The sequence below is a fragment of the Nostocoides jenkinsii Ben 74 genome (assembly GCF_001046875.1).
GTDB classification, from domain to species: Bacteria; Actinomycetota; Actinomycetes; order Actinomycetales; family Dermatophilaceae; genus Nostocoides_A; species Nostocoides_A jenkinsii.
This window is the reverse complement of the sequence record NZ_HF571038.1, coordinates 2503052-2514081: the sequence shown is the minus strand read 5'-3', so window position 1 is coordinate 2514081 and position 11030 is coordinate 2503052. Positions and strand designations below refer to the sequence as shown.

Here is an 11030-nt window from a genome sequence, read left to right as displayed (position 1 = left end):
GACGCAAAAGCTTTTGCGTCCGCCGCAGGTTATTGCGTCCGATCAGGGGGTGGCTCCGCCCAGGGGGGGTGGCTCCGGTCGAGGGAGTGGCGGCAGATCAGGGGAGCGGCGGCGGCAACCGGTCGAGGTCGAACTCGGCGAGATGATGCGCCAGCGCCTCCCGCGGTGACACCTCGCCGCCGATCTGGCACAGCACCCCGATCCCGCCGAGCCAGACGCGGTGGATCAGGAGGTACTCCGGTGGCAGGTTCAGCTTGATCCCCACCGTCCATTCGGGTCGGCGGACATCATTGATCCTCAGCGCAACCGAGCGCAGCCACGCGCGATCGAACCGGTAGCGGTCGTGCTCCAGCGGCTCCAGAAACATCCGTAGGTAGGACAGCACGGACTCCGGATCGACCTCGATGGTCGGCTTGATGAAACCCTCGGCGCGCAATCCGGCGACCAGCGGCTCGGCCTCGCTGGCCAGTGCATGCGTCAGCAGTCGGCCCATCACGGGGGGCAACCCACCTGGCAGGCGGTTGACGGCGCCGAAGTCCAGGATGCCGAGCCTGCCGTCGGGGGTGATGCGGAAGTTGCCGGGGTGGGGGTCGGCATGCAACTGGCCCGCGCGTTGCGGGCCCGCCAGCAAAAACTCGAGATACAGCTGTGCGGCCGCGTCTCGCGTCGGCTGATCACCCTCGGCGATGATGCGCGATAGCGGCACCCCCGGGAGCCACTCGCTGACGAGCACCGCCGACGACGCGTGCACGACCTCCGGAATCGCGAAGTCTGGATCACCCCGGAACACCTTGGCGAAGGCACGCTGATGAGTGGCCTCGAGGAGGTAGTCGAGTTCTTCGCTCATCCGTGACGTGAGCTCCGCCATGACCGGTTTGATGTCCAGGCCCGGCACCCAGCCCGCGCTGACTCGCGCGAGCCGGCTCAATTGGCGCAAATCGCTGAGCAAGGCCTCACGGGCGCCGGGGTATTGGATCTTCACCGCAACCGTGCGCCCGTCCCGCCAGGTCGCCTTGTGCACCTGACCGATCGAGGCGGCCGCGGCCGGGATGTCATCGAATTCGAGGAATTTCGCTGTGCGCCAACGCGGTCCGAGCTCGGCGGCGAGCACCGCGTGCACGGCGGCAGGCGGCAGTGGGGGAGCGGCTTCCTGCAGTTTCGTCAGGGTGGCCCGATAGGGCGCCGCCCACTCTTCCGGCATCGCGGCTTCCATGACGGACAAGGCCTGGCCGACCTTCATGGCGCCGCCCTTGAGCTCGCCGAGGACGGTGAACAACTGCTCCGCGGTGCGGGCTTGAATCTCGGCCGCGACCGCCTCGGCGGGCCGGCCACCGACGCGCTTGCCGATACCCAAGGCAGTGCGGCCGGCCACTCCGAGTGGGAGGCCGACCAGCTTGGCGGTGCGACGAGCCGTGCGCCGCGGGAGTTCACTCACGCCGTCATTGTCGCCCGAGTCTGGGCTGCCTTGCGGCAGGCGGTGCAGTCGACGTGGCGCGGCCACTGACGCGCGATGGGTTCGGGCCATGGCGAACTGACCTCGAAACCGACCCCCGGCGGCGCCGGGTAGTGATCGAGATGCGCCAGCACGAGCCTGGCCGCGAGCCCAGCCCCAATCGCGCCGAGAGCGCTCTCGCCCTCGGCGAGCCCGCCGTGCGCCTCGACCTGCTGCCGCAGCCACCGCCAGGACGGATCCCCATCCGTGCGAACGAGGTCGAGACAGCCCAGGCAGGGCGTCTCCCCAGGCACGACCATCGGCCCGACACTGACGTGGCTCGCCGAGATCGACACCGGCAGATGCGGTATGCCGCGGGCGAACCACGGCGACCCCACCTCCGGATCCACGGGCCCCGCGATCGCCAGGACGACGACATCGGGCTTGCGGCGGTATTGGATCGAGGTCGCGGCGAGGTCGTCACGCTCGAGATCACCCACCCCTGCTTGCCGCAGGAGGTCGGTGATGGTCGAGGCCAGCGCTCCCCGACCCTGGACGCGAACGCAGGTGTCGGCGCGGGCCAGCACCGCGGCATACGCTCCAGGGAGGGGTATGGAGGCGACCTCATGCTCGAACGAACGACCAGGGAAGTGCCAGCGCAGTGTCGGCTCGGGTGGGTCCTGCAAAATCAGATGGTCTTGAAGCAGTCTCAGGATGGCAAGCACACGATCCGGGGCGATGTCGGCTGACGCGCCCGTCGCCGCGGGGTCCGAGGTCCCGTCGAGCCCGGCAACCCACTCCATCTCGGCCGCGGTCAGGCCGTCGAGGCGCAGGCCATGCTCGGGTTCGAGGCCGAACTGCAGGCTCCCATCGGCGCGCACCAATGGTCGATTGCGCCCCGCGATGCGCGGCCAGGCTTCCATACCGTTCGACCCCCTATACGCCGCCGACGCCGGCTCACGCCCACTCTCGCAGACGACACCGCCTCGCCGCCCCCGCTATCCACAGCCCTGTGGAAAACCGCGGATCGGAGGGTGCGGGAATGGCAAAGGCGGGCCCCACATCGTGGGGGCCCGCCTCGGCAGATGTGTGCGGGTGCTCAGGCCTTGGCCAGGATCCGGTTGAGGTTGGTGCCGCAGACCGGGCACACGCCCTTGGCCATCCGGCGGCCGTTCTCGGTCGTGACGACCTTGCCCTCAGCCTCGCGCTTCTCCTTGCACTTGACGCAGTAGAACTCGCCGCTCCAGGTTTCGTCAGCCATCGTGGTCACTCCATTCTTTAGCCGAACCTCCACGAGGTTGCTCGTGGACCGGTTCAAACCCTATGCGACGAATCCCGTTCACGCCTGCAAGAGCACGCGGGCGACACGCGTGCTCGGAAGGGCTGTCGGTGCCCCTATCTACGCTTGTTTGTATGCCGCCGACCCACCCCGATGTCGAGATCCGTCGCAGCGCCCGCCGCCGCCGCACCGTCTCGGCGCGCCGCGAGGGCACCAAGACGATCGTCTTCCTGCCGGCCGGTCTCAGCCCCGGCCAGGAGCGCGACTGGGTGGAGCGGATGCTCACGTCACTGGGGCGGCAGGAGGCGCGAAGACGACAGCGCACGAGCCGGGAGGCCGATCCCGCCTCGGCCGCATCCGAGTTGTCCCGGCGAGCGGCCCGCCTGTCGCGCGACGTCCTCGACGGACGTCCGCAGCCGGCGTCGGTGGTCTGGGTGTCCAATCAGGCCAAGCGGTGGGGGTCCTGCAGTGTCGCGACCGGCCGCATCCGGCTCTCGGATCGGTTGCGGAGCATGCCCGCCTATGTGATCGACTACGTGCTCGTTCACGAGCTGGCACACCTGATCCACGCCGATCATTCGCCGGCCTTCCATGCACTGGTGGCCCGCTACCCCGCGGCGGAGCGGGCCCGCGGATATCTCGAGGGGTATGCCGCGGCCGCCCGCCTCGACATCGCCCCCGAATCCGACCTGGACCCCGACTCCGACCTGGACCCCGACCTGGACGCGGACGTAGGGGTTGACCCGGACGCCGTGTTCACCCTCGATTGACGACCGCGCGTGCCACCGTGATGAGGCGCGGCAGGTCGGCACCCATGTTGTCGGGCAGCCCCTCGATCGGGAACCACGCCACGGCTTCCGATTCGTCGCTGCTCTCCGGTTGCGCGCCAACCGGCGCGAAAGCCAGATAGCGCACGTCCAGGTGCTCGCGGCACTGCCCGAAGCGCGACCCGAGCTGGTGGCGGTCCAGGTCGATCGGGTCGGGCAGCAGGTCGATGCGCTCGAGCCCCGACTCCTCCAGCGCCTCGCGCTCGGCGCCGGCTCGCAGGCTTGCGTCGCCCTGCTCCAGATGCCCGCCGAACTGCAGCCACATGCCCGCCTTGGCGTGCAGATGCAGGAGAACCTGCGTCGCATCCGCGCTCAGGACCAGGCACGACACCGTCAAATGAGCCGGCGGCCCCGCCTTGGACACGGCCGCTGGATCGTCGCCGAGCGTGCGCAAGAAGCCGCGCCGCAGCGCCTCCTGCCCGTCGTTGTGCCCCCGGTGGGAGAGCAGGGTGGCGAGGGCATCGTCATACAGATGCCGGACTTCCGGCGGCGGGTGCGGGCTCACGACGGTGTCGAGCCGCCCCTGTCGGGGTCGTCTCCGCTCGGGTCGGCCTCGGCGCCACGCAGGAGGTCGGCCAGGGCAGCGTCCATCTCGTCCTCCGCGGGCGCAGTGGTGCGGCGCTCCACATACGCCAGGACGTCGTCAAGGTCGGCCGCGGTCGGCGCGAGATCGGGGTGGGCCCAGCTGGCGTCGCGGAGGTCGGCGCCACCGGCGGCCTCCAGTGCGGCAAAGAGATTCGCGGCATCGCGCAGACGACGCGGTCGCAGTTCCAGCCCGACTAGCCCGGCAAATGTCTTCTCCGCCGGCCCACCGCTCGCCCGGCGCCGTCGGACGGTCTCGGCCAACGCGGCGGCGTGGGGCAGATGAGCCGAGGCCGCCCGATCGGCGACAACGTCGACCCAGCCTTCGATGAGCGCGAGCCACGTCTCCAACCGCTGAAGAGCGGCCTGCTGTGCGGCCGACGGCTTCGGGGCGAACAACTTGTCGGTGAGTTGGCGCTGCAATTCCTCGGCATTGGTTGGGTCGATCCCGCTGACCGCCGACTCGATGCTGTCGGTATCGATCTCGATACCTCGGGCGTAGTCCTGCACCGCGGTCAGCAACTGCGGCCCCAGCCACGCCGCACCCTCGAAGAGTCGCAGTCGCGCGGCCTCCCGCACGGCGAGATAGAGCCAAACCTCATCGAGCTCGACCTCCAACCCCGCGGCGAAGGCCGCGATATTGGAGGGAATCAGCGCGAGCGTGTCGGGCGGCGTCAGTGGCAGCGACACCTCCGTCCCGGTCAGCGTCTCGCTGGCGAGCGCGGCCAAACCCTGGCCGAGTTGCATCGAGAACATCGACGCGCCGGCCTTGCGCAGCATCGGGCCGATCTGGCCGAGCACCATGGCCGGGTTGGTCCCCGGCGGGATCAGGCCCGGCGGCAACTGGTCGAACCCAGTCTGGGAGAACTGCGCAGTCATCGCCTCGCCCAGCGCCCCGGTCACGCCCTCGGCGACGGGCTCGACGATCTCCTGCCAGAGCGGCAAGGTCGCCTCGATCCACTCCGAGCGGGACCAGGCCCGCCCGTCCAGGCCGGGCGCCTCCAAGGACGTCACTTGACCCAACCAAAGATCGGCCACACGTGCGGCGTCGGCGGCCAGCTTGCGTTCGCGCTCACCCATCGACCGATCGCCCTCGGCGGCAACGGTTTTGCGGGCGACGTCGGTGACGATGTCGGTGGAGATTGGTCCGTCGTCCGGGGCGTTCATCATGGCCTGGAACTGGCCCATCATCGCCTCGAACTGGGCGACCGGAATATTCCCTAGGCCCATCTCGCCGAGATGGCTGAGCAGTTCGGGAGGCAACTCGGCGCCGCCGGTCATGCGCCGCAGCATCTCGACCATCTCCGGAGGTATGCCGCCGGCCTGGCCGGACTCGTCGTCGGGGTTGTGCGGCACGGGCAGGTCGTGCTCGGGCACTGAGGGCTCCTAGGGGCCTGTGAGAATGTGTCATCCACAATAACCACGCGGCGCCGCGGCAGGTTCCCCGTGCCAACGCTCCGGGCCCCAACTCCGGCCCCAACCCGGCGAGAACCCGCTGAGCCGCCCGACCGACACCGCACCCACATCGACACAACCCACATCGACACCCACCGGAGCAGGAGGCCACGATGACCGACGTCGTGCGCTCGTGCGTCATCTCACCCGAGCCGCTCAGCGTTGACGCCGTCCTGGCCGCGATCACCGACCCCCGCTGCGGCGGCGAGGTGCTCTTCCTCGGCCGGGTCCGCGACCACGACCACGCCAAGGAGGTCAGCGGGCTCGGCTACTCCGCGCACCCGGGCGCCCTCGCCGCCATGCAAGACGTGTGCCGCGTCGTCGCCGCCCGCCACGACGTCCTGGCCGTCGCGGCTGTCCATCGCGTCGGCGACCTGCGGGTGGGTGACCTCGCCGTGATCATCGGCGTCGCGTCCGCCCACAGGGCGGCGGCCTTCGAGGCCGCCCGCGACCTCATCGACACCCTCAAGTCCACGGTCCCGATCTGGAAGAACCAACGCTTCGCCGATGGGACCGCCACCTGGGTGGGCCTGCCGTGACGGTTCCCGTCCCGCCGGCGGGGGAGCACGCGGCATACGACAAGAGCTCTGATCCGTATGCCGTGAGCCGCCGCCCCCGGCGGCTCCTGATCGCCGTCGTGGTCGGGATGGCGCTCGCGGCGGTGCTCGCCCTGATTCCGTTGCCCTACGCCATCCTGCGACCCGGCCCTGCCATCAACACCCTGGGCAAGGACTCTGGCGGCACGCCGTTGATCGAGGTCACCGGGGCGAAGACCTACCCGGCGGCGGGGGCGTTGGACTTCACGACGGTCTCGGTCCAGGGCGGCCCGGGGCGGCGCGTCAATGTGTGGGATCTGGTCGGCGCCGCCATCAGCCCAAGCGAGGACATCTACGACGAGGACGCGTTCTTCCCCAAGGGCATCACCGAGAAGGAAGTCAAGGACGAGAACACCGCCGAGATGGCGTCGTCGCAGGAGATGGCCGTCGCGGTTGCGCTGCGCAGCATCGGGCAGAAGGTCACGCCCCGCTACCGCATAGGCGACTTCGCGCCGGAGGCGCCGTCTGCCAAAGTCCTCAAAACCGGCGATATTTTGCTCGCGATCGACAAGGTCGACATCACGTCCTTGAGCGTCCTGCGCGAACGCGTGCGAGCCCACCAGCCCGGCGACAAGGTCACTTTAAGGATCGAGCGCGATGGCAAGCAGTCCGAGGTGACCGTCACGACGATGGACGCCGGATCGCAAGCCGCGTTAGGCGTGATCCTGGCGACGAGCTACAACTTTCCCTACCAGGTCACGATTCACGCCGGCGATGTCGGTGGGCCCTCCGCCGGGCTGATGTTCACCCTCGCCGTCAACGACGTCCTGACGCCGGGGGATCTCACCGGCGGCAAGCGGATCGCCGGAACCGGCACCATCGACGACTCCGGCCAAGTGGGCCCGATCGGCGGTATCCGGCAGAAGGTCGTCGGCGCCAAGAAGGCGGGCGCGACCATCTTCCTCACCCCGGCCGACAACTGCGCCGAGTTGAAGGGCCACACTCCCGAGGGCATCCGCGCCATCCGGGTCGCCACCTTCGCGGAGGCATTGGCCGAGGTCAAGGCCCTCAGCAGTGGCGCGAGCGGCTCGCTGCCCACCTGCAATTAGGGGTAATGCCCAGTTAGTCGACGAGGGTCGCGGCGAGGGCGGTGACCAGTCCCTCGGCAATGTCGGGTCCCGAGGCGATCATGTCGGCGCGGTCATATGCCCGTTGCCGCAGCAGGCAGGTGCGCTCGCCCTCGCGAGTCACGGCGGCGACGAGGCGGATGTCTTGCCGGTCGGGGTGCGCGGCAAGGGCGGCCAGGGCGTCGTCGGGATTGCTCGGCAGGTCGTGTTCGGCGGCCGGGGGCACCACGAGACGTTCGAGCACGAGCGCCACACCGACGACGGCCTCCGGCCAGGCGAGCCGTGCCAGCGCCGACTCCAGATCACCTTCGGGGCTCCACTCCTGCTCCACGGCGCTCAACTCCGCCGGGTCGGGTTCGTCGGTCCCCAGGACCGCGCGCGTCGGCACCAGGGCGAAGAGCCGCGGGGCTTGATCCCAGCCATCCCCGGCCACGTGATTTTCCGTTTCCAGGGCCACCTTCAGGAGGGGAGTGGGAGGGGGAGAGGCGGGGTGCGGCATACGGTCAATCGTGCCCGATCTCCGGCTATCCAGGTGCGCAGGTTAGGTTGCCCCCGTGAGTGGCAAGGATTGGACTGACGACTTCGACGCCCCGGAGCCGCCCCCTAAGCGACGTGCGCCGGCGCCGGCGACCCCCCGACGCCGGGGCCCTCTGGTGCCCACCCTCCTCGTGCTGGGCGTTCTCGCGGCGGTCGCGACCGGGTTCGCCGGGGTCTGGACCGACATCCTCTGGTACCGCTCGGTCGGCTTCGGCCGTGTCTTCACCACCACCTTGCTGACTCGCGTTCTGCTGTTCGCCGTCGGTTTCGTCATCGCAGGCGCGCTCGTGGCCGGAAGCCTGATCCTGGCCTACCGCCGCCGACCGTTCTATGTCCCCATCCTCGATGAGGCCAACGACACCCTCCAGCAGTATCGCGAGGCGATCGAGCCCGTCCGTCGACTCTTGACGATCGGCATCCCCATCATCATCGGCTCGCTGGCCGGCGCCGCGCTCTCGGCGCAATGGCGCACGTTCTTGGCCTGGCGCAATCAAGTGCCGTTCGGCACGACCGATCCGCATTTCGGCAAGGACATCGGCTTCTTCGTCTTCTCCCTGCCGTGGATCATGACGGTGCTGTCCTTCCTGACGATGGTGCTGGTCGGTGCCATCGCCGCCGCCGGCTTCACCCACTATGTGTATGCCGGGCTCCGCCTCCCCGGTCGGGGCGCCTCCACGCGGGTCGCCCTGATCCACATCGGTGTCCTCGGCGCGCTGCTCGCCCTCGTCCGCGCGGGGTCCTTCTGGTATGGCCGTTATGCCCTGGCGGTTAAGGAATCCAAGCTGCTGACGGGCATCACCTACACCGACGATCACGCGATCCTGCCGACGCGGACGATCCTCGCCGTGGCCGCCGTGATCTGCGCGCTGCTCTTCCTCGCGGTGATCTTCACCCAGTCCTGGCGCCTGCCGGTGATCGGGGTCGCGTTGCTCGCCATCCTGACCGTCTTGGTCGGCACGATCTATCCCGCCATCGTCCAGTCTGTGAAGGTCAAGCCGTCCGAAAAGTCCCTGGAAGCGCCCTACCTGCAGCGAAATATCGAGGCGACCAGGGCGGCATACGGCCTGGATCAAATCCAAGTCACGCCCAGGTATGACGCGCGCACGACCGCGACCGCCGGACAGTTGCGCGACGACGCGCGGACGATTCCCGGGATCCGGCTCGTCGACCCGATCGTCGTGGCGCCGACGTTCCGGCAGTTGCAGGCGTTGCGTGACTACTACGCCTTCCCCGACGCGCTCGATATCGATCGCTACCAGATCGACGGCAAAGAGTCCGATGTTGTCGTCGCGGTTCGTGAACTCAACCTCGCCGGGGTGCCCGCGGCGCAGCGGAACTGGCTGAACGACCACACGGTCTATACGCACGGGTTCGGGGTCGTCGCGGCCTATGGCAACAAGCGCGGGGCCGGCGGCGAACCGGTCTTCGCCACCAAGAACATCCCGCCCACCGGCGACCTGCCCGACTTCGAGCCGCGGATCTATTTCGGGGAGCAGTCCCCGCTGTATTCGATCGTCGGCAACTCCAAGGACGCCGCCCCGTTGGAGTTCGACTACCAGGACAAGTCGGGTCAGAAGAACAACACCTATGCCGGCGTCGGGGGAGTGCCGATCGGCAACTTCCTTCGTCAGGCCGCGTATGCCGTGAAGTACCGCGAGGTGAACTTCCTCCTCTCCAACACGGTTGGCGGCCAGTCGCGAATCCTCGATCACCGTCGTCCGCAGGAGCGAGTCCAGCGGGTCGCGCCCTGGCTGACGCTCGACGGCAACCCCTACCCGACGATCGTCGACGGCCGGGTTCAGTGGGTCGTCGACGGCTACACGACCTCCGATCACTATCCGTATGCCGCGCTGCAGAACCTCAGCCAGGCCACCTCCGACTCAACGACCGAGCGGCTCAGCAGCGTGACCGCGCTGGCCGGCGGCAAGGTGAACTACCTGCGCAACTCGGTGAAGGCGACCGTTGATGCCTATGACGGCACCGTCCGCCTCTATGCGTGGGACGAGACCGACCCCGTGCTGCGTACCTGGATGAAGGCCTATCCCGGGTCGGTCAAGCCGACAAGTGAGATCAGCGGCGACCTGATGGCGCACTTGCGCTATCCGGAGGATTTGTTCAAGGTCCAGCGCCTGTTGCTCAGCCGCTATCACGTCGACAAGGCCGAGGATTTCTTCGGCGGCAACGACTTCTGGAAGGTCCCGGACGATCCCGCCCAGGAGCAGAACGCCTTCCAGCCCCCCTACTACTTGACCGTGGCGATGCCGGATCAGGACGAGCCGACCTTCTCCCTGACCAGCACGTTCATGCCGACCGGTGATCGTGAGGTGTTGGCGGGCTTCTTGGCGGTGGACTCCAATGCGGGCAACCAGTCGGGGGTGAAGGCCCCTGGCTACGGCAAGTTGCGCTTGTTGGTGCTGCCGCGTGACTCCAGCGTCAAGGGTCCGGGCCAGGTCGAGAACGACATCGTGTCGTCCAACGACAAGTCCGCCGACTTCACCCTCACCTTGTCGCAGTTCCTCAACACCAACCGCAGCGCGGGGTCCAAGGTGACCTTGGGCAACCTGCTGACGTTGCCGGTCGGCGGTGGGTTGCTCTATGTCCAGCCGATCTATGTCAGCGCAAATACGGCCTCGGCCTTCCCGCTGTCGCGGGTGACGGTGGCGGCCTTCGGTGACAAGCTGGCCTGGTCCGACACCCTGGAGGGCGCCCTGGATGAGTTGTTCGGCGGTGACTCGGGCGCGCAGACCGGCGAATCCGACGGCGGCACCCCCACCACGCCGCCCCCGACCACGCCGGAGAGCCCGACTCCGGGCGATCCTGCGAAGCTCAACGCGGCCCTCGCGGACCTGCAGAAGGCCTTCGCCGACGGTGAGGCGGCCTTGAAGGCCGGCGACTTCGCGAAGTATGGCGAGGCTCAGCAGGCCGCCCAGGATGCCCTCGCCCGGGCGATCGCGGCAGCCCCGACCGGGAGCGTGACGACAGGCGGGTGACGACGGGCCGGTGAGGCTGGCGGGTGCTCCGACCTCCGATTTGGTGGCACGGCATACGGCAACGTATGGTGGTGACACCGACGCGGGGTGGAGCAGCTCGGTAGCTCGCCGGGCTCATAACCCGGAGGTCGCAGGTTCAAATCCTGCCCCCGCTACCACCGAAGTCCGGGTCAGCCAACAGGCTGGCCCGGACTTTTTTGTGCCCCCGGCCCCTCCAACGAACCTTTGCTAGCAGCAGTTAGTCAACTGTGGACACCTTGCAAGG

Annotated in this window: 10 protein-coding genes and 1 tRNA gene; 5 read left to right on the top strand and 6 right to left on the bottom strand. The window is 68.5% G+C overall.

Translation table 11 applies throughout. From position 1 onward, the window contains the following. Positions 1-97: 97 nt before the first annotated feature. The 3 genes from BN13_RS11975 to BN13_RS20020 form a co-directional block, all read right to left on the bottom strand. On the bottom strand, positions 98-1435 hold the full coding sequence (locus tag BN13_RS11975) for an ABC1 kinase family protein (RefSeq protein ID WP_048547140.1): 1338 nt from the start codon (positions 1433-1435) through the stop codon (positions 98-100). Continuing rightward, on the bottom strand, positions 1432-2355 hold the full coding sequence (locus tag BN13_RS11970) for a hypothetical protein (protein WP_048547138.1): 924 nt from the start codon (positions 2353-2355) through the stop codon (positions 1432-1434). Before BN13_RS11970 ends, BN13_RS11975 begins: the two co-directional genes overlap by 4 nt. 176 nt (positions 2356-2531) lie before the next feature. Next, positions 2532-2693 (bottom strand): DUF5679 domain-containing protein, encoded by a 162-nt coding sequence (locus BN13_RS20020; RefSeq protein WP_201329088.1) that lies wholly within the window; start codon positions 2691-2693, stop codon positions 2532-2534. 152 nt (positions 2694-2845) lie between these two features. Between BN13_RS20020 and BN13_RS11965 the strand changes: the two genes are divergently transcribed. After that, positions 2846-3481, top strand: a complete 636-nt coding sequence (locus BN13_RS11965; RefSeq protein WP_053079783.1) for a M48 metallopeptidase family protein — start codon at positions 2846-2848, stop codon at positions 3479-3481. On the opposite strand, the gene BN13_RS11960 is transcribed toward BN13_RS11965, so the two are convergent. Both BN13_RS11960 and BN13_RS11955 read right to left on the bottom strand, forming a co-directional pair. Next, entirely contained in the window at positions 3468-4043 is a 576-nt protein-coding gene (locus BN13_RS11960; RefSeq protein ID WP_053079782.1) for an NUDIX hydrolase, read from the bottom strand. The two genes, BN13_RS11965 and BN13_RS11960, sit on opposite strands and share 14 nt — an antisense overlap. Continuing rightward, on the bottom strand, positions 4040-5497 hold the full coding sequence (locus BN13_RS11955; RefSeq protein ID WP_235434029.1) for a zinc-dependent metalloprotease: 1458 nt from the start codon (positions 5495-5497) through the stop codon (positions 4040-4042). Before BN13_RS11955 ends, BN13_RS11960 begins: the two co-directional genes overlap by 4 nt. Before the next feature lie 191 nt (positions 5498-5688). Here BN13_RS11955 and BN13_RS11950 point away from each other — a divergent pair, with 191 nt between their 5' ends. After that, positions 5689-6114, top strand: coding sequence for a molybdenum cofactor biosynthesis protein MoaE (locus BN13_RS11950; RefSeq protein WP_048547135.1), 426 nt, complete (start codon positions 5689-5691; stop codon positions 6112-6114). Then, complete coding sequence (locus BN13_RS11945; protein ID WP_048547133.1) at positions 6111-7220, top strand: YlbL family protein; 1110 nt, start codon at positions 6111-6113, stop codon at positions 7218-7220. The genes BN13_RS11950 and BN13_RS11945 overlap by 4 nt, the downstream gene beginning before the upstream one ends. Before the next feature lie 13 nt (positions 7221-7233). Here the strand turns inward: BN13_RS11945 and BN13_RS11940 are convergent, their stop codons facing one another. Further along, entirely contained in the window at positions 7234-7737 is a 504-nt protein-coding gene (locus tag BN13_RS11940; protein WP_048547131.1) for a PPA1309 family protein, read from the bottom strand. Positions 7738-7792: 55 nt separating this feature from the next. Between BN13_RS11940 and BN13_RS11935 the strand changes: the two genes are divergently transcribed. Further along, complete coding sequence (locus BN13_RS11935) at positions 7793-10765, top strand: UPF0182 family membrane protein (RefSeq protein WP_048547129.1); 2973 nt, start codon at positions 7793-7795, stop codon at positions 10763-10765. Between the two features lie 81 nt (positions 10766-10846). After that, a tRNA-Met gene (locus BN13_RS11930) sits at positions 10847-10923 on the top strand. The last annotated feature ends 107 nt before the right edge of the window (positions 10924-11030 follow it).

Bases quoted from the DNA above. Each gene is read 5' to 3' on its own strand.
- BN13_RS11970 (WP_048547138.1), bottom strand. From the start codon at position 2,355: ATGGAAGCCTGGCCGCGCATCGCGGGGCGCAATCGACCATTGGTGCGC.
- BN13_RS20020 (WP_201329088.1), bottom strand. From the start codon at position 2,693: ATGGCTGACGAAACCTGGAGCGGCGAGTTCTACTGCGTCAAGTGCAAG.
- BN13_RS11965 (WP_053079783.1), top strand. From the start codon at position 2,846: ATGCCGCCGACCCACCCCGATGTCGAGATCCGTCGCAGCGCCCGCCGC.
- BN13_RS11950 (WP_048547135.1), top strand. From the start codon at position 5,689: ATGACCGACGTCGTGCGCTCGTGCGTCATCTCACCCGAGCCGCTCAGC.
- BN13_RS11940 (WP_048547131.1), bottom strand. From the start codon at position 7,737: ATGCCGCACCCCGCCTCTCCCCCTCCCACTCCCCTCCTGAAGGTGGCC.